General features: G+C 42.6%; 15 protein-coding genes and 2 tRNA genes. 8 read left to right on the top strand and 9 right to left on the bottom strand.

Annotated features, from left to right (window positions below; translation table 11 throughout):
• Nucleotides 1–10: 10 nt before the first annotated feature.
• Nucleotides 11–580 carry an NUDIX hydrolase gene (locus L3D27_RS09545; RefSeq protein ID WP_432481045.1) on the bottom strand — a complete coding sequence of 190 codons (570 nt, stop codon included), beginning with the start codon at nt 578–580 and terminating at the stop codon, nt 11–13.
• Nucleotides 581–636: 56 nt separating this feature from the next.
• Between L3D27_RS09545 and L3D27_RS09540 the strand changes: the two genes are divergently transcribed.
• The 5 genes from L3D27_RS09540 to L3D27_RS09520 all read left to right on the top strand — a co-directional run bounded on the left by L3D27_RS09540 (nt 637) and on the right by L3D27_RS09520 (nt 5,327).
• Nucleotides 637–1,377, top strand: coding sequence for an NUDIX hydrolase (locus L3D27_RS09540; RefSeq protein ID WP_432481044.1), 741 nt, complete (start codon nt 637–639; stop codon nt 1,375–1,377).
• Nucleotides 1,378–1,587: 210 nt separating this feature from the next.
• Nucleotides 1,588–3,081 (top strand): aminoacyl-histidine dipeptidase, encoded by a 1,494-nt coding sequence (locus tag L3D27_RS09535; protein ID WP_432481043.1) that lies wholly within the window; start codon nt 1,588–1,590, stop codon nt 3,079–3,081.
• 13 nt (nt 3,082–3,094) lie between these two features.
• Nucleotides 3,095–3,589, top strand: a complete 495-nt coding sequence (locus L3D27_RS09530; RefSeq protein WP_432481042.1) for a YcgN family cysteine cluster protein — start codon at nt 3,095–3,097, stop codon at nt 3,587–3,589.
• A 132-nt stretch (nt 3,590–3,721) separates the two neighbouring features.
• Nucleotides 3,722–4,585: a CBS domain-containing protein gene (locus L3D27_RS09525; RefSeq protein ID WP_373628822.1), complete on the top strand. Its 864-nt coding sequence runs from the start codon at nt 3,722–3,724 to the stop codon at nt 4,583–4,585.
• A 565-nt stretch (nt 4,586–5,150) separates the two neighbouring features.
• Nucleotides 5,151–5,327 carry a hypothetical protein gene (locus tag L3D27_RS09520; RefSeq protein ID WP_284673431.1) on the top strand — a complete coding sequence of 59 codons (177 nt, stop codon included), beginning with the start codon at nt 5,151–5,153 and terminating at the stop codon, nt 5,325–5,327.
• 195 nt (nt 5,328–5,522) lie between these two features.
• Here L3D27_RS09520 and L3D27_RS09515 read toward each other — a convergent pair whose 3' ends face one another.
• Nucleotides 5,523–6,323, bottom strand: a complete 801-nt coding sequence (locus L3D27_RS09515) for a hydroxymethylpyrimidine/phosphomethylpyrimidine kinase (RefSeq protein ID WP_284674629.1) — start codon at nt 6,321–6,323, stop codon at nt 5,523–5,525.
• 281 nt (nt 6,324–6,604) lie between these two features.
• On the opposite strand from L3D27_RS09515, the gene L3D27_RS09510 reads away from it, so the two are divergent.
• The 3 genes from L3D27_RS09510 to L3D27_RS09500 all read left to right on the top strand — a co-directional run bounded on the left by L3D27_RS09510 (nt 6,605) and on the right by L3D27_RS09500 (nt 9,688).
• Nucleotides 6,605–6,694 (top strand) — tRNA-Ser (locus L3D27_RS09510).
• 125 nt (nt 6,695–6,819) lie between these two features.
• Nucleotides 6,820–6,896: transfer RNA gene (locus tag L3D27_RS09505), tRNA-Arg, on the top strand.
• A 134-nt stretch (nt 6,897–7,030) separates the two neighbouring features.
• Nucleotides 7,031–9,688 carry an RDD family protein gene (locus L3D27_RS09500; RefSeq protein WP_432481041.1) on the top strand — a complete coding sequence of 886 codons (2,658 nt, stop codon included), beginning with the start codon at nt 7,031–7,033 and terminating at the stop codon, nt 9,686–9,688.
• Between the two features lie 132 nt (nt 9,689–9,820).
• Here the strand turns inward: L3D27_RS09500 and hemN are convergent, their stop codons facing one another.
• The 7 genes from hemN to L3D27_RS09465 all read right to left on the bottom strand — a co-directional run bounded on the left by hemN (nt 9,821) and on the right by L3D27_RS09465 (nt 19,324).
• Nucleotides 9,821–11,221 carry an oxygen-independent coproporphyrinogen III oxidase gene (gene hemN / locus L3D27_RS09495; protein WP_432481040.1) on the bottom strand — a complete coding sequence of 467 codons (1,401 nt, stop codon included), beginning with the start codon at nt 11,219–11,221 and terminating at the stop codon, nt 9,821–9,823.
• Nucleotides 11,222–11,356: 135 nt separating this feature from the next.
• The gene (locus L3D27_RS09490; protein WP_432481039.1) at nt 11,357–13,939 is read right to left on the bottom strand and encodes a prolyl oligopeptidase family serine peptidase; all 2,583 of its coding nucleotides are present in this window, start codon (nt 13,937–13,939) and stop codon (nt 11,357–11,359) included.
• An 82-nt stretch (nt 13,940–14,021) separates the two neighbouring features.
• Nucleotides 14,022–15,278 carry a porin gene (locus L3D27_RS09485; protein ID WP_432481038.1) on the bottom strand — a complete coding sequence of 419 codons (1,257 nt, stop codon included), beginning with the start codon at nt 15,276–15,278 and terminating at the stop codon, nt 14,022–14,024.
• 19 nt (nt 15,279–15,297) lie between these two features.
• Entirely contained in the window at nt 15,298–16,413 is a 1,116-nt protein-coding gene (locus tag L3D27_RS09480; RefSeq protein WP_373628818.1) for a hypothetical protein, read from the bottom strand.
• Nucleotides 16,414–16,932: 519 nt separating this feature from the next.
• Nucleotides 16,933–17,940: a calcium/sodium antiporter gene (locus tag L3D27_RS09475; protein ID WP_432481037.1), complete on the bottom strand. Its 1,008-nt coding sequence runs from the start codon at nt 17,938–17,940 to the stop codon at nt 16,933–16,935.
• A gap of 53 nt (nt 17,941–17,993) precedes the next feature.
• On the bottom strand, nt 17,994–18,572 hold the full coding sequence (pth, locus tag L3D27_RS09470; RefSeq protein ID WP_432481036.1) for an aminoacyl-tRNA hydrolase: 579 nt from the start codon (nt 18,570–18,572) through the stop codon (nt 17,994–17,996).
• A 116-nt stretch (nt 18,573–18,688) separates the two neighbouring features.
• The gene (locus L3D27_RS09465) at nt 18,689–19,324 is read right to left on the bottom strand and encodes a 50S ribosomal protein L25/general stress protein Ctc (RefSeq protein WP_432481914.1); all 636 of its coding nucleotides are present in this window, start codon (nt 19,322–19,324) and stop codon (nt 18,689–18,691) included.
• Nucleotides 19,325–19,419: the final 95 nt, after the last annotated feature.

The raw sequence follows: 19,419 nt of genomic DNA, 5'->3' as shown, positions 1-19,419 counted from the left end.
TTTTATTGTTCTATGGTTTTTGTGCGAGGTGGACTTCATGTAGCGGATAATTATCAAAATCATCGCTATCTTTGCCTTGTTTCTCCAATGTTGCCTTATCCGCCAAATACCGCTCAATGGTCTGTCGCACCGTCTCAAAGGCAAGATTGTCCATGTCTATCTCGTGTGGATAGAACAGTCGGCATTCTAGACTTTCAGGACCAATGCCGAATTTCCCTTCTTTTAGATTTGCCAGATACATGGCGTGAACTTGCCCCCATTGTGGCAAATCAAGCAGGGTATACAGCTTGGTATTTTCTGCCATTCCGTCTGCTTCTTCTAGTGTCTCACGCTTTGCTCCATCTACCATCGTCTCGCCAAGCTCCATGAAGCCAGCAGGAAGCGTCCACAGTCCATAGCGTGGTTCAATGGCACGACGGCATAACAGAATTCGACCTTCATGCACAGCCAGTACGCCACAGATGATCTTGGGGTTATCATAATGGATATAGCCACAAGCAGGGCAGACAAGGCGTTCTTTGGTATCGCCATCAGGTATGATGTGTGAGGCAGGATTGCCACAGTGTAAGCAGTAGGGCATGGCTTGAGTTTTGGTGTTATAATGAAGTTGATTAAGTTTAAATGAAAACACCTAAAATGACAAATGATTTTATTGATAAGCAGACCGTCTGTGTGCCACCAGAACACCGATTTTATGAGTTATCTACCAGACTAAATGGATATCAGGGAGTAGATGTCTTGCCTTATACGGATAATAATGAGCTGTTGACAGGGCTTATTCGTGAGCAAGCCATCAGGCATTATGAACAACTGCTTAAGAACAAGCCTTTGCCACAAGCGTGTGTTTTGGTAGTCATCGCAGATGAATCAACGCCTCGCCTGCTTTTAACAAGGCGGTCAAACAGGCTAAATAGTCATGCAGGGGAGGTGTCCTTTGTTGGTGGTAAGCGTGATGAGATGGACGGAAGCTCTGCTGATGTCGCCTTAAGAGAGGCGTGCGAAGAAGTTGGGCTAAATACAGCGAGTGCTGATATTTTGGGCTATTTGCCGATGCAAATCTCCAAAACAGGACTACTGGTTCGACCTGTGGTGGTCTCGGTGTCTGCTAAGGTGGTGGATACACTGGTGCCCAATGATGATGAAATTGCCAAGATTTTTTGGTTGCCTTTTGAGGTGTTAAAGACTGCCCCCAAAGACCACAGCTTTGATAGACAACTGACCAACAAGTCCGCCAAGCTACACACTCCAGCTTGGGTCTATGATGTGGATAATGATGGCACGCCAGAGATTTTCTGGGGGCTGACAGGGCGTATTTTGACAAGCCTTGTTGAGATTGGTTTTGAGATAAAGCATGAGTGGTATTATCGGGTGCGATGAGTCGTTTTAACTTTGTTGTTGGTCAACGCCCATCATCATTGGAGATCAAATTGGCAATGAGGCTAGCGGTCTTTGTATTAGATGTGCGGTGCTAGATGGTTTTTTGTGTTTATGATGATTGTACCATGTGATTGGGCTGATGGATAAGACTTGCCAGACTGGTGATAAAATGTGCTAGAATAAGCTTGGGTAAATACATAGGAAATAGTAATGAATATTGATGCTTATCACAATAATTTGGCAGTGGTTAAAGACTTTGGTTCGCCACTACTTTGGCAATGGTTCGCCAAAATCTGTGCCATTCCCCATCCAAGCTATCATGAAGAAGCGTTAGCAAAGCACATCATTGATTGGGCAAAGGGGCGAGGGTTGGTAGCTTGGCGTGATGCGGTAGGTAATGTAATTATCAAAAAAAATGCTACCAAAGGCATGGAGGGGCATGAGCCGATTGCCTTGCAAGCCCATCTTGACATGGTACCTCAGGCAAATGCCGATACCAAGCATGACTTTACCACTGACCCTATCATGCTCAGACTTCGCCCTGATGACAATGCGTGGCTGATGGCAACAGGCACAACTTTGGGGGCGGATAATGGTATTGGTATGGCAAGTTGTCTTGCGGTGCTAGAAGCAGATGATTTGGTACACCCTGAGATTGAAGTTCTGCTTACCATGACCGAAGAGACTGGCATGGTTGGCGTCTTTGGACTACAAGCAGGCGAACTGTCTGCCAAGATGATGATTAATACCGACACTGAAGAGATAGGTGAGGTGTATGTTGGCTGTGCAGGCGGTATTGATGCCAATATTCATCTGCCTGTTATGGTTGATGAGCATGGTTTTGATGGCGGAGTTGCCTTGACCATCAAAGGGCTAAAAGGTGGGCATTCTGGACTGGACATTCATAAAAATCGTGGTAATGCAATTAAGATTATTGCACGCATCTTGGCTGATGTATTGCCCAAGTTTGAGCATCATTTTGCCATTGCTCATCTGGCAGGTGGTACGCTAAGAAACGCCATTCCTAGAGAAGCGACGGTGCATCTGCTCTGTGATAAAAGCGTGGGTAGTGAGTTGGCAGAAGCGTTACAACGAGCTTTTGATGTCATCTATGGTGAGATTGCTAAGGCAGAGCCTAAGTGTACTTGTGTGCTTGAATCTGTGAGTACCAAGCGGTCTTTGAGTGTGGCAGATACCACCAAAGCCATTCATCTACTAAATACTTTGCCAAATGGTGTGGTGCGTTATTCTGATGTGGCAGAAGATACGGTTGAGACTTCTTTGTCTTTTGGTGTAGTAAATCTAAAAGATGATGGACTTTGTGCTGATTTACTCGTTCGTTCACTGGTAGAATCTGGCAAAGAAGCAATCTGTTCGGTTTTGGCAAGTTTGGCTGCTTTGGTGGGGGCTTCAGCTGAGTTTACAGGCAGTTATGTGGGTTGGAATCCTGACCAACATTCTAAAATTACGCCGTTGACTAATGAATTGTACGCCCAGATTTTAGGGTATGAGCCTGCTGTTAAAGTGATTCACGCAGGGCTTGAATGTGGTCTGATTAAGCAAAGCTATCCTAAGATGGATATTGTCTCTATTGGACCTACCATTAAAAATGCCCACTCACCTCAAGAGATGGTGCATATAGACAGTGTGAATGTTTATTGGCAGTTACTGACAACAATTTTGGCAAATGCCCCAAAAAGATGATGAGATGGCTTTGATGTCTGACTTGATTTATGGGCGAGATATTGATGCAACAGATGGGCTTAGAGAGCGTTTTTGGGAGCGTTATACGCTACATGAGATGAGCGATGCAGAGTGGGAAGCACTTTGTGATGGCTGTGGGGTGTGTTGTCTGGTGAAGTTCTTGGACGATGATGATCCTCGCTTTACTGAATACACAGATGTTGCGTGCCAGCTTTTAAACTGCCAGACAGGGCATTGTTCAGATTATGCCAATCGCAAAGCACAAGTTCCTGACTGCATTCGTCTGACTGCCGACATGGTGGCAGATATGATGTGGTTACCTAGACATTGTGCGTATAAGCGATTGCATCTAGGGCAAAATTTACCACATTGGCATTATTTGTTAGCAGGTCAGCAAAGGCACGAGCTTGCCATGAATAAAGTGGGGGTGCGTGGTCGCTGCGTGCCTGAGACGGCTTTTGATGAAGATGAGATAGAAGAGCGGATTATTCGCTGGGTTAAAGTCTGATGGTTGGTGGGCGTTTGACCATACAGATAACTGCTACAAAATAACGCTTGAATAATCTTGATAAATCCGCTACATTAAACATGATTTTTCTGCTGATTTCTTGGCAGATTTTTAAGGATTAAGAGGCTTTTTATGTCTGATGACAGTCATTCGGGCAGTTGGACTCGTGGGCTTAAACGCTGGCTATCCACTGCCCCTGAAACTCGTGATGATTTATTAAAATTAGTGCAGGATTCTCGCCAATTTTTGGAGCCTGATACGGTTGATATGCTTGAGGGTGTACTTGACCTGCCTGCCACTCAAGTGCGTGAAATCATGACGCCACGCCCACAGTTATCTACCATCAGTAGCGATGATGATATTGCTGATGTGCTGTCGGTGCTACTTGAGACAGAACATTCTCGCTATCCTGTCTTTGATAGCCATGATGACAATGCAGTCATTGGTATTTTGTTGGCTAAAGATTTGATTCCGATTTTTGCAAAGCGTGCCAAGGGCGATGATTCTCCTTTTATCCTAAAAGATATTGTCAGAAAGCCTTTGTATATCAACGAAAACGCTCGTTCGGATACGCTTTTAAGATTGCTACAAAAAGCACAAGTGCATATGGCGGTTGTCTTAGATGATTTTGGTTCGGTTTCAGGTATTGCAACGATGGAAGATTTGCTTGAAGAAATTGTTGGTGACATCGTTGATGAGCATGATGATATTGATGAAGACAGTACCATTAACAACATCATAGCCCACCCCACCAAAGAGGGTGTATGGCTAGTACAGGCATCTACCCCGATTAGCGATTGTAATGAAATTTTGGGTTCTTGTTTTAATGATGAAGATGTTGATACGATGGGTGGGATTGTCATGCAGGCATTAGGCTCAGTTGGTCATCTAGAGGGTGAGCAGGTGCAGATTAATGATTGGCATATTACCGTTATTGATGTTGAAGGGCGATTTATCCGCTTGCTTGAGATGGCTTATTTGCCACAGACGGCGTAGTGGTATTAAGCACAAAAAAACACAACGAAGCAGTTGTGTTTTTTGTGCTTAAGTTTTATATTTATTATCATACTCAAAGTTAGCTAAATTTTTAATAATCAAAGTATTAAGTTCATCTTGTGTTATCTCAACACATTTTTGACTCATGGGTTGATTTCTTTTTTCTTGATGGCTTAACTTTCAACTCCCAAATATATAAGTAGAGCTGATATCCCTAGTGGCGTATGGACTTATTGATGCAAACTAAATTTGTAATTCTTATTTTTTTTGATTTATTATGTTATTATTTAAATGTAGGAATGGTGATCGATGCCACTGTATAAAAATGCCTTAGATATTATCCGTACCAATTTGGAATAACTGCAAAATGGTGAACGCCCTAAATTTGTCGCAATAGGTAAATTAACTGATGAACAATTAACCACAATCAATCAAAAACAAACCGAAAAAGATTTGCCCATTGTTCAATGCAATGAGATTTTATACATGGGGAGGCATCACTATAATAGCTGAGTTATCCAAGATGGCTATAAAATATCCGATCTAATAAAACAGATTGAAAGTGATGGCAAAGAGCAGTATTGTTGAAAACAACAAGGTGCTAAAAAGTACTATTTTAAGAGATGATGGCTATGGAAATATGGTTTGGGATTGGGCGATTTTTGAGATGACGGCAAAACAACCGAAAATAGAGCTATTTTCAGTCATTCCTAAAGGTGATGACAACAAGCCACCAAAATAAAATCCGCCTATATGCTATCATACAAGCGGATTTTGGTACTATAAAACGCAATCTCGGTTAACTTAGAACTCCGACGCCCTTGCGTTCAAATTTAATATAATGTATTTTTGAATAAAAATCAAGGTATTTTGATTGATTAAAAATTTTACCGATAATTTTTTTGCATATAATTATTTATCAACGCAAACAGCCATACTAAACTGGGTTGTTAATAAACCGATTGGGAATCAGCTGGGCTGATGGCGTATTGGGGTGAGGAGTGTCAGCGTGCCTTAGTGTACTGATGATCCAAGCATCGGCATGCTTGATGGCGTCGATCAGATCATCGCCCATTGCCAGTCGTCCTGCGATATGACTGGCCAAAGAGCAGCCAGAGCCATGAAATTCACCAGTTAATCTAGGAATGATGCTGGTGTGCACAATCTGCTCATCAACATATAAAAACTGCTTAATATCACCATCATGAAAATCGTGCGAGGTCTTGACAAGTACCGCACGCACGCCTTGTTGGTTTAGTTTTTTGGCACAATCGTGTAAATCATCAAGACCTGCCAAAGCACGCAGTTCATGTGTGTTTGGTGTGATGAGTGTGGCATAAGGCAATAGTGCGGTAAACGCCTTGACAAGCGTGTCTTGATCACCTAGGCTGCCTCCTGAATTGGCGACGAGTACAGGGTCTAACACAAAAGGTATGTCTTTGGGAATACGACCACTTTTAAATAAATCCGCCAATGTTTGAATGTTGTCTGTCGTGCCTAGCATACCTGATTTGATGGCTTTGATGGGCAGGTCATCAAGTACTGCCGCCGCTTGAGCCTTTAGCAGTTCACTGGATACCGCATCAAAGCCAAAAACCGCTTGTGAGCTTTGTATTGTGATGGCGGTGCAAGCGACTGTTGCGTGTGCACCTGCCACTCCGATGGATTCAATGTCTGCCTGCAGACCTGCACCGCCAGATGGGTCAAGCCCTGAAAAACACAGTACCACAGGTCGCATGGTAGGGGTATTGACGATATTGGTAGTATTCATGAGATGTCCTTAAGAGTTCTATTAAACTAAATCATATCATAACAAAAAATCTACCTAAGTGAATATTTTTCACCAAAAAAAGCGATGAGTGGGCGGTGGGTGATAAAAATTAAATCGCCAAGCAATAAAATGACAATAAATATAGAAATTTGTCAGAAATTTTTGAAAAAACTACTTGCAAATCATGAAAATTTTGCTATAATTATCGCCCACAACATACTGTGATTTATCACAGGATTTTGTAAAACGGTGACGTGGGTGAGTGGCTGAAACCACATCCCTGCTAAGGATGCATACGGGAAACTGTATCGAGGGTTCGAATCCCTCCGTCACCGCCATTTATTTTTCTAGTCCATAAAGATTTTAAAAATAAATTAAAAAAAGGCTTGACATACTAAAAAATTATAGTATAATAGCCCACCATCAAGACGACAACACTGAGTTGAATATCTTGATAAATCACGCACCCGTAGCTCAGTTGGATAGAGCACTTGGCTACGAACTAAGGGGTCGGGAGTTCGAATCTCTCCGGGTGTGCCATATTATAGAGAATCACCAAAGCTAAATAGTTTTGGTGGTTTTTTTATTTTGTATTTTATTTGTCCAATGGGTAAATTTGCTGATTTCGTGTTAAAATACGCAATACGAATCAACAGATGATGTATCAAAAAAATATGACCAAGACCACCCAAGCTCATACAACCCCAACAATCGCCACTGCTCGTGATGAGCCGATTGTCATCGCTACGCCCATCACTCGTCTATTTACCATGCTGTATGATGGTATGTTGATTTTGGCGATGCTGTTTTTGACAGGAACGGTGCTGTCGGTGATTGGCACATTGATTTTTGTAGATGTCGGCACAACGATTGAGGACGCCAAGGCGTTGCCAGAGTGGTATCAAAATGGTGTGATGACACCAGCGTTTGTGCTGACTTTGGTGGGGTTTTATGGGGTGTTTTGGCGAAAATCTGGACAAACTTTAGGTATGCAGACTTGGCGATTAAAGACGGTAACGAGCGAAGGAAAGCTACTGACTTGGGGTGATAGCTTTAAGCGAATCATTAGTGCTTGCGTGCTACCTATTGTGTTTGTGGTGGTTGGTACGCTGAATGTGACTGGCCCAACCAATTTGAACGGTGGCTTGACAGTAACCGGTAATACACAGGTTGCTAACCTAACAGCAACTGGTGATACATCGCTTAACAAGGTGGATGTTACTGGTGAGTTGAATGTGGCTGGTAAAACAACGGTTACAGAATTAGAAGCAACCGGTAAAGTGACGCTTAAAGATACATTGACTGTTGAGGGTAAAGCACAGCTTAAAAATACATTAGTTGTTGATGAGCAGGCAACCTTTAAGAAAGGTGTGACTTTAGGTGATGCCGTTACAGGTCCGCAAATTGTACGTAACGGTGACAATATCAAAGTTCAGCAAAATAATGGTGATCCTGCGAAGATTACTAATATTGCTGATGGCACAGAAAACGGCGATGCAGTTAACCTTAAACAAGTGAATGAAAAGATTCAGCAAATTACCGCTGGAGGTCTGAAGTTTGAAGGTGATGACCAAGATACAGTGCATCGTAACCTAAGCACTAAGCTGACCATTACCGGTGGAGCTAACAAAGACCAGCTGTCTGAAAATAATATCGGGGTGGTGAAAAATCCTAATAATCAGGGATTAATCGTAAAACTTGCCAAGTCGTTGACTGGACTGGATTCGGTGACGACAAATGCGTTGACTGTAAACGGTGGTCCAACCAATTTAACCGGTCCGCTCAATGTAACTGGTAATACCACTTTAACGGGCAATTTGGAAGTGACTGGTGATACCTCGCTTCAAAAAACAACAGTTAACCAAGATCTGGAGGTAAAAGGTACCACAAAAGTTACCAGCCTAGAAGCAACCGGTAAAGTGACGCTTAAAGATACATTGACTGTTGAGGGTAAAGCACAGCTTAAAAATACATTAGTTGTTGACGGGCAAGCGACCTTTAAAGATGGTGTGACCTTAGGTAATGCTGGCGGACCGAAGATTGTTAATGATGGTGCTGATGTCATCAAGGTTCAGAAAAACAATGGTGATGCAGCACGTATTACCAATGTGGCTGATGGCACAAACCCTAGCGATGCGGTAAATAAACAGCAAGTTGATGCCAAAATTCAAGAGATTACCGACAAAGGACTCAAATTTAAGGGCGATGACGGTCTTGAAGTTCATCGTGACTTGGGTGAAGAGTTGAAAATTATTGGTGGTCAAACTGATCAAGCTCAGCTGACTGATAATAACATCGGTGTGGTGAAAGACGGCGAAGGTCTGAAAGTAAAACTTGCCAAGTCATTGACTGGACTGGATTCGGTGACGACAGAGGCGTTGAGTGTGAATAACGGTGCGACGATTGGCGGTACGCTGAATGTGACTGGCCCAACCAACTTGAACGGTGGCTTGACAGTAACCGGTTTAGAAGCAAGTGGAGAGGTCCACTTTAAAGATATCTTGAAAGTAGATGGTGAAACGCAACTTAATAACACACTGGTTGTTAATAAACAGGCGACCTTTAAAGATGGTGTGACCTTAGGTAATGCTGGCGGACCGAAGATTGTTAATGATGGTGCTGATGTCATCAAGGTTCAGAAAAACAATGGTGATGCAGCACGTATTACCAATGTGGCTGATGGCACAAACCCTAGCGATGCGGTAAATAAGCAACAGCTGGATGCTCAAGAAACGAAGCTAATCGAAAAAGGTCTGACGTTTGTTGGTGATGATGAAGATGAAGTCCATCGTAAATTAGGTGATACGCTGAAGATTGTTGGTGAAGCTGATAAGAATAACCTAACAGATGGCAATATTGGTGTATTGAAGCACGGTACTGACGGCCTGGTTGTCAAACTTGCCAAGAATCTTCAAAACCTAGAGTCAGTAGCGACAAACACACTTACAACCACCGGTCGTACTACTGCCGGCAATGGTTTGACTGTTCAGGCTGGCCCAACCAACTTGAACGGTGGCTTGACAGTAACCGGTGATACAACCGTTCAGAAGTTAACAGCAGGTGATACACAAGTTGCTAACCTAACAGCAACCGGTAATACATCGCTTCAAAAGGTGGATATTACTGGTGCGTTGATGCACGGTTCTCGATTAGCGATTTTATTGAGTGCGTTTTTTGGCTTGCTGTTTAACTATATCTTTTGTTGGTTTAATCGCCGTGGGTTGGCGGTGCATGATATCTTATCTAACACCATGACGCTAAGAGTGCCAAAGTTTGAACATGAAGGGATTTTTGCGTCTTTGCGAAAGAAAAAACCCAAAACAGATAAATAACTTGCTTAATACTATTTGTATGAATAAACCCATCTAAAAAACCGCTCCACATTTATGTCGTGATCGGTTTTTTTGGGGTGTTTTTTTGGGGTGATTGGGTTATTTTTGGTGTTGAGCTTGATTTATATAGATTTAAATCACTTTGGAGAAGCGGTTGGCGTGCTTTGTTGCTAGATATTCATCAAACACCATGGCGATGCTACGCCCTAGGATACGACCTTTTGGTAAAATATCCACGCCTTTTGATGTGATATTCACCAAGCCATCGGCTTGCATATCGCTTAGCTGAGCAAGTTCGTTATCAAAATAACTCTTGGCATCAATATGAAAGCGGTCGCTCACTTCAGCAAAGTCTAAACGATCATGACAAAGCAGATTCATGATGACATGACGACGCAGTTCGTCTTTTGGGTTGGATTCTATGTGCTTAATGGCAGGCAGTAGATTGGCATCAATCATGCGTTTGTATTCGTTTAAATCGGTGTGGTTTTGTAGGATATGGCGACCAATCTGACTGATGGACGACACACCAAAGCCCAGTAGGTCGCATTCGCCCAGTATGGCATAACCTTGAAAATTGCGGTGTAGCTCGCCTTGTCTTTGGGCGATTGCCATGGTGTCAGTGGGTTTGGCGAAATGGTCAATGCCGATGTATTGATAGCCTGCATCGGTTAGGGCGTTGATGGTGTTGCCAAACATGGTGAGTTTATCAGCAGGGCTTGGCAGATGCTCTTCTTTGATGCGGCGCTGTGGTGCAAAGCGATTGGGCAGGTGGGCGTAGTTGAATACCGATAGTCTATCTGGGGCAATATCAATGATGCGTGCCACTGTGCTTGCCATACTCTCGATTGTCTGATGTGGTAGCCCATAAATCAAATCAATATTGATTGACCCAAAACCAAGCTCTCTTGCTTCATTCATGACCTGCCGTACCATTGCTTCTGGCTGTATGCGGTTGACGGCGATTTGTACCTGCTCTTCTAGATCTTGTACGCCAAAGCTTAGGCGATTAAAACCCAAGTTGCGTAGCGTGCGTAATGTATGCTCGCCAAGCTCTCTTGGGTCTATCTCAATGGAGTAATCACCATCATCAGCGAAACTAAACTCCGCCTGCAAAAAATGCCACAACTGCACCAGTTCATCATCACTAAAAAAAGTCGGTGTACCGCCACCTAGATGAAGCTGTTTGACGATTGGTTTGTGGGTGAGTAGGGATTTTTTATGTTTGACTTCTTTGATAAGATACTCTAGGTAGTCGCCTGCATCGCTGTTTTTCTTGGTGATGATTTTGTTACAACCACAGTAGTAGCACAGATGGCGACAAAATGGAATGTGAAAATACAGTGATATGGCTGTTTGTTCATTCTTGTTTGTTAGGATGGATTGCTCCATGCCATCAGCGATGGGGGTAAATTCAAGGGCGGTGGGGTAGGAGGTGTAGCGTGGACCTTGGCGGTTGTATTTCTCAATGAGTGTTTCATCGAAGCGAACCTCAGAAAAATGTAAAGGTTCTTGATTGGCATAAGGATTCATGGCTTACCCCTTTGGCATTGGCTATCGGCTGATTTTGGGATTATTATACCTTTTCTAGACTTGATTTATCAATCATCACCTCTTGATGGAGGTATTAAAAAACCGCTCAACTGTTTGAGCGGTTTTTGTTTGGGGTTATTTCATCTGTTCTTTGTACTTGAGATACTCTTGTTCTTTTTGAGCATCTTCAGCACGCCATTTTTCGGTCTTCAAGTCATCAGCACTTGGTCTGACCTCAAGATTTGGCACAGTTGTAACGCCCATTTCGTTGAACGCAAAAGTGATGGTCATCAATTCATCTTCTATGCGTTCAGCATAGGTGTTAGGGCTATGACCTTGATCTTCTGCAGCGTGCAGTAGGGTAGGTCTATCACAGCTTTGAACCTCTTGCAATTTGGCAGTAAAACGATATGAGTGAGATGGTACAACACGGTCATCTCGTTTTGAGGTTTGAATCAATGTTGAAGGATAGCATGTGCCGGCAGTCAGTTTTTGATAAGGTGAGTAGCTCATCAAAACATTATATACATGACGACCTTCTTCAGGCGTACCGTATTCTTTCATCCAGTATTGAGTAATACCTGCTTTTTCATGGCGGAATTGGTCAAATACAGCAACTTGTGGGAATGCCACACGATACTTCTCAGGGTGGCGAACCATTGCTGCACCAACCAATAGACCACCATTAGAACCACCAATGATACCAAGATGATCAGGGTTGGCGTAACCTGCACTGTTTAGATAATCAGCAGCTGAGGCGAAGTCATCATAACCCACCAAGCGTTTATCGTGTTCAGCAGCTTTTTGCCATGCTTCGCCGTACTCACCACCACCACGAATGAAAGCGTGAGCCCATACACCACCATTTTCTAGCCACATTGGGTTGGCTGGGAAACCAAACTGTTGGTCATAAATGACACCATAACCACCATAGCCATATAGCAATGTTGGGTTGTTGCCATCAAGTTTAATGCCTTTTTTGTAGCTGATGTTCATCGGTATTTTTGTGCCGTCATTGGCGGTATAAAATACTAGCTTAGTCTCAAACTGAGAATCATCAAATGGTGTAAGGTCATAACGACGGATATCTAAAAACTTATCTTTACTGATGCTGTATTTATAATCAGTCGATGGGAAAGTAGGGTTGCTAAAACGGAACTTGACATAGTTCTCAGAAGCCTCAGGGTCGTGCTTTTTAGCTTCTTTATCTTCCTCATCATCTTCGTCTTGACCGACGACATTACCTGATAATTTTGAGATGTAACCTGCACCTTGTACTGGGGTTAATTCTTTGGTTTCGGCTGTCTTCATGTTAACCAATAAAAGACGGCTAACACCATGTTGTAGGTAGCTCACCAAGAAATAACCATCACCTTCTTCGTGATAATAAGCCTCACGCATGATGTCAAATTCATCTGGTGTGGTTAGTACCACTTCTCGTCTTTTTAGATTATCCAGATTGGTTTTGATGATTTCGCCTTTGCGGTTGTTCTCACCACTGATGATCCAAACATCACGAGTTTCTGGGTCAAAATGTACAAGTTTTGCCAAGATGTTGTTGTTAAAAGATGAGTCGTATTTAAAAACTTCATCAAAGAATTTCTTGTCGTGCAGACGATAGGAGGTATTTGTCTTTCTGTCGATGATGTAGACAGAGTCAGCACTGTCCCAAGTGTCCATGATAATGTAGCGTTTATCTTCACCATCAAAGTCAATGCTGTTAATGCTAGCACCATCAACATAAGACAAAGGAACGGCGATCGGATCATTGAATTTTTCTTTACCAATCTCACGATAGAATACAAGTGAACGATACTGCTCGGCCGCTGTATAGTAGATGGTGTTGTCGTCAAACCATTTCATGGCTGGGTTAGTACGACTGATACGACCAATAATCGGTGTGGCAAGTTTCCCTGTTTTGGTATTAACAATATGCAAGAACCAAGGGTCAGAGTCGGCACTACCTTGACGAACAAAGAAAGAGACATAAGTACCATCTTTACTTACTTTAGTCCCACGCATCGCTGCTTTGCCATCAGCAGACAGATTTGCTTCATTGACAATCTCGGTGCGTCTGCCATCTAGACCGATCAGCTCAATGCGACGAAAACCATCGGCGTGGCGATAAGTACGAATTTCACCTAAATCTTTGCGATAGACTCTGCTGATTGTACTTTCAACATTCTTTATCGCATCGGTATTTTTTTTGAGCTGTTCGTAGATGGGCAGTTGATAGATGTAATCTTCAGTAACAGCATTTTGTGCATTGACCCAATCATTCACCTTACTTGAGGTTTTTGGTGGTACAGTTTGCAGGTGTTTGATGGTTTCTTGTGCTAAGGGTTTATCGTCTTCTTGGCGAGTACCGATAAAATTTCTTTCTCTATCTTCGCTGGTTTCTTTGCTGATGCGAGGATCGATATTATCATAATCTTCAAGCCAACGATATTTATCAACTTGAGTGCCTGACGCATAGTGATCGATACCATCATCAGGAGCATGAGGGTTGGAGCTATGCACCGCATTTTTTATACCGGCTGTATTTGATGACATACCAAATTCGCCATGCAAAAATGGGTCTAGATTGTCTTGATGAATAGGTGTATGCGGATAATTTAGTTTTTTTGATTGATTCTGATCGTCATCTGCATAAGCCATGCCTGAAGATAGGCAGGCAGTGAGAGCAAGGGAAAGAGCGCTTAATTGGGTTGGTTTCATTCAAGATATTCCTATAAATAAGTTCCTTAAAATGATCATCAGACATATTGGATATGCCAGATGATCATGTCCTTTGCCTTGGTTAGAATGTGAAAACAAAACCTGCACGAACATTCTTATCAGAAAGCTTGCTGATGTCTTCTTTTGCTACTTTATAAGTAGTTTCTTCTACATCATAGCGAGTGTATAGACGCACATTTGGACGAATACGGTAGTCTAATTGAACATAGCCTTCTTTGGCTCTTGCTGTATCAAATAGGTGTATTTCATCGCCATCTACATAAGAATATCCAAGCTCAGTGGTTGAAAGAGGCTCAGCACCTTTTTTCAGATTAGTACTGGCTTTTTTGATGCCATAGCCACCGCTGACTTGGAAGACAGGGTTGATGTCATAAGCAATTTTTGCACCCAAATAATCAGTGGTTTTGGTGTCAAGAGTTGCTCTTGTATCTTTTGAATATTTTTCTTCTTTGCGACCAACATCGGCAGCAACCAAGAATTTGCCTGCTTGATACTCAATAGAACCAGCAATACCTTGAGTTTTGGCGGCATACTGATTAAGAGAATTGTGCACCCAACGATAATCGATGTTATCGAGAGTGGTATTAACGATTGCTGGGTTGGCTGTATTTTGGCTATAGCCCAGACCGAAGCGAACGCTTTGACCAGCATCAACAGGTAAACGATAGCTTAAAGAGGCACCATAGCCTGATTTGATGCCAGAGTTGTCATCTTTACGCACATCATTGATGCCGGTGAAGCTATAATAAGCACTGGTGTGCAATCCTTTTTGACCATAGTAGTCTAGGCGAAGTGCTGAACTGCTAAAAATATCCAGTGGAGTGTCAGTACCAGTGCGGTTGACATAGTTGGTGTGTAGATACTGACGACCCAGACTGATGGCACCGATGCTTTTTTTGTCTATTGACAGGCTTGAGTTAGATAAGTACATGTTGCGAGCATCGCTATAACCTAAGCCGATGTTGGCAGTTGCACGCCAGTCATTTGGTAGCTGTTGAGAAGCACGGAACTCAACATAAGACACACCGTGATTTTGTCCTAAGCGAGTTTTTCTATCTGTTGCATCTTTTTCGCTAGGTACTGAAATTGGGTTTGCATCAGGACGGGTGCCATTAGTAATCCAATCGGTGCCATCATCTTTTAAAATTTTGTGTTTGGCGTCTTTTTTGGTGGCTTGCATGTCAACCTGACCATTGATGTCTAGGCTAAGACCGTCTTTAGTGTATAGGTTGTAGACTGCTTGGCTGCTCATACTGATACCAACAACACTCACCATAAGAGCAAGTTTGGTTAAACGAAAAGTGGCTTGAGTATTCATATAAAAAATCCTTTAAAAATTAAAATGAAAAAGAAGCACCAAGAGAGGCGGATAATCTGTCGCGTCTGCTAAATTCGCCCTCTGTTACATAATTTTTGGTTCGAGTGTTTGAAATCTCACCATTTAGACTGATATTTTTGTAAAGTTGGTAATTAAGTTTGGCAAGATAGCGATCTTGTTTTACTTTCTCAAAGAAAGAAGATTCAACACTTCTTTGGGCAACTAATGTCTGAAGACTAACAGGCTTACTGTTGCTGTCTGTCTTATGAGCATAACTTAGTGTACCTGTTAGGCGTGGAGTGATCTCATAAGTTGCTTTTATACCATAAACTTCAGTCTTTAGTGTATCCCACCATGCACCGTTATAGGTGTTTTCTCTTTGACCGTAGTCTAAACCAAGTTTTAGGTTGTTATGTTGTAGATTGGCGCCCACAAGATAAGACTTGCCTTTGGCGACATCATCAACATAGCGAGGGTTCTTGTTCCCTTCGCTTCTGGTATAGCCTGCTGCAAGAGTTAGGTTTTTTCTGGCACCAAAATCAAATTGGTAATCTGCCGAAACACCATTGCTTTTGTGCAGACCGTATGCAGCAGGGTCATTCACATCGTTTGATGCAGAAAACATATGATAACCAGCTAGCGTCAAGTCAGGAATACCGGTATAGCGTACAAAGATATTTTTACCTCTATTTTGGATAATGTTGTCCACATCTGTTTGTTTAACGGGTAGGCGTGTCCAACCATCACCAACGGTAACACGACCAAGATCACCAGAAGAACCAAAGTCAAGTGATAAACCCCATAGAGCACCATAGTTAGTGCTGGAATTTTTGTTGTAGCTTAGGTATGTAGAACCATTTAGAGACAGTCCTTTGGTAAGCACTTGGTTGACATATAGTTCGATAGCTGCATCGTCTGTGCCTTCTGCTCTTAGGCGTCGGTCAGCGTCTTGACGGTCTTGGTCTGCCAGCACTTGTTCTAGTGTGCCTTCAGGACCATAAATAGCAGGGTCTGCCATGGTGTAGCGGAATTTATTAGAAGTGGTGCCGATTGTAGGACTGACATTACCACCGACATATAACTTTAAGCCATCTCTAACATTGGGTGTACTAACCCATAAACTATGAGCGGGCATTGCTAATGCTGCCAACATGGAAAGAGGTAAGAATTTGATGGTAGATTTAAACCTAGAGGGGGGGGTCATCTTAAGCATAAGAATGCAGTTCTCCTTAACAAATAAATCAATCTTGGCGGTGTCTATTTGATACTCAATAGGCATGGCAGAAGAAAGACTTTAAGACAATATTACCAATGGTATCAATTTTGCAATCAATTGATACAAGAATGTTTGGTTTGGCTAGGTTAGCATGACAAAATTCAAAAATCAAGCAATAAATTTAAATAATTGATAATAAAAATCTGTTTTTTTAATACTAAATAACATTGAGTAACTTTACTGTAGGTAATGGCGAAGTTTTACCCATTTTTGTTGATGGTGGTGTTTTTTGATGAGCTGACACAAAATAAGCCAGATTTCTGGCGTGAAAAACTGGCTTTATTATGAGATGCTTGGGACTAATGGGTGCGCCATTCTTGCTAAAGAATTGGGGCGACTTTGCTTATAGTTTTTGATTGGATTGATGTGCAGATTAGACTAAGCGGTTGCACTAATGACAAGCCATACGCTATAACCAATAAAACAGGTAATAAAGCCGATTCCAACACCACGACCGATTTTGCCATTGCCTTTTAGAGCAAGGACGCTTAGTAAAAATAAAGCGATTGTCAATGCGGACATGACCAAAATATCACGGTTTAGAATCTCGGCATTCACTGCCATCGGTTCAATGGCGGCAGCAATGCCCACGACCGCAAGGGTATTAAAGATGTTTGAGCCAAGTACATTACCGAATGCCAAATCAAATTCGTCACGGCGAGCAGCGATGACAGATGAGACAAGCTCAGGCAGGCTAGTGCCAATAGCGACAATGGTCAGTCCAATGATGAGATCTGATAAGCCCCAAAGTCTTGCCAACTCTACCGACCCCCAGACAACCAAGCGTGAGCTTGCAATCATCACAACCAAACCAATGATGAGTCCAATAAGTGATTTGCCGATGTGTATCTCGTCTGGACTTGGTAGCTCGTTATCTTCTTTTGGTTCTATCTCTTTATGGGTGGTTGGTAATGAGTTTTCTGTGATGGCTTTGGTATGCGTTTTGGTGAGATGGATTTGGGTGGCGATATTGGCGAGCAGTACCATCAGTAAGATGATGGCGTCTAGCCTGCCAAGATGTCCATCTATCATTAGTATGACGGTCAGTGCGGTTACGCCGATGAGCCAAGGAAAGTCAGCTTTTAAGGCGTCTTTTTGAATGACGATGGGGGCGATGAGTGCGGTTATGCCAAGTACAAGGGTGATGTTGACGATATTTGAACCGTAGGCATTGCCCAAAGCAATACCAGGACTGCCTGCCAGTGCCGATAATGCCGATACGACCATCTCAGGGGCTGATGTACCCACACCGATGATAAGAGTACCAATGAGTATTTTGGGTACATGGTATTTGGTGGCAATACCAACAGCACCGTCAATAAACGCATCAGCACTAAATACGAGTAATACCAAACCAACAGCAACCGCTGATAAAAAGAGCAACATAAAGATTCCGATAATTAATAAAAATATCAACCAATGATACAGCAGGCAAAAAACTAGCCAAGTTTAAATCCGTTGATGGTGTTTCTGGCTTTATCTAGCTCACCTGACATAATCAAAGCTAAGTTTGACATGACGCAGTCAAGTGCTTTATCAATGGCGATAAAATCATCAGCACTTGGCTTGGATAGTACCCAGCCATTGACTTTACTGGCATGACCTGGGTGTCCGATACCAATGCGTAGGCGGTGGCAATCAGTGCCGATGTGTGGCACGATATCTTTTAGACCGTTGTGCCCACCATGACCACCGCCAGTCTTTAGGCGAATCGCACCTGCTTGAATATCAAGCTCGTCATGAGCGATGAGAATCTCGCTAGCATGAATGTTATAAAATTTTGCCAAAGTTGCGACCGCAAGACCTGAACGGTTCATGAAAGTACTTGGCTTTAGTAGGCGTATCTCTTGCCCAAAAATCATGCCACGACCGACATCTCCGTGGAATTTTTTGTCATGGCTTAGACTGATATTAAAAGCATCTGATATTCTATCCACAAGCCAAAAGCCTGTGTTGTGGCGGGTGTCTTTATATTCGTTGCCAGGATTTCCTAGCCCTACGATAAGTTTGATGGTCATAAGTTGGCTGTAAATAAAAAATAAGCGGTTATTATAGTCAATTTTTCTTAGAATATAAATCTATCTTCCATATAAAAAAACCAGCAATTGTTGCTGGTTTTTTAGAAAAATAATGATTATTCTTCAGAGATTGCCTCGTCAGCAACAGGTGCTTCTGTAGCTTCAGTTGTTTCTACAGTTGGTGCTTGCATACTGATGATGGTGTTTTCTAGTTCGCTGTCATCGTTAACGACTAGGGTTGCACCTTCTGGAAGTTTTACATCACCTAGGCGAATGTTGTCACCAACTTCTAGTGCTGCCACATCAACTTCGATGAATTCTGGTAGGTTGCGTGGTAGGCAAGAGATTTGAATGTCGGTTGCGATTTGGGTTAGTACGCCACCTGCTTTTTTGCCCACTGAAGTCTCTTCGTTGATAACACGCATAGGAACGCTAAAGTTCATTTCTTGACCACGAACGATGCGTTGGAAGTCAGCGTGTAGTGGGAAGCCTTTTGATGGATGGCGTTGTAGTGCTTTGATGATTACTTCTTGTTTAGCACCATCTAGATTGATGCTGATGATGCTTGAGAAGAATGCTTCTTCTGATAGTGCTTTTACCAATTCGTTGTTTTTTACACAGATAGAAACTGGCTCGCCTTCACCGCCATAGATGATAGCAGGAATAAGGTTTGTTTTACGCAGGCGGCGGCTCGCACCTTTACCCTGCTGTTCGTCAGAACGCACGATGGCGTTTAGAGTATAGCTCATGATGATTCCTTAATGGGAAATAGATGAATAAAATTGGACTTGCGACCAGTCCAGCCATTCTCAAAAGAGCCAATCATTTGGCAGGTCTTGAAAATTAG

It is taken from the genome of Moraxella sp. ZY200743 (assembly GCF_050885545.1).
GTDB lineage: Bacteria > Pseudomonadota > Gammaproteobacteria > Pseudomonadales > Moraxellaceae > Moraxella > Moraxella haemolytica.
The sequence above is the reverse complement of the archived record's forward strand: the minus strand, read 5'-3'. Positions and strand labels throughout refer to the sequence as shown.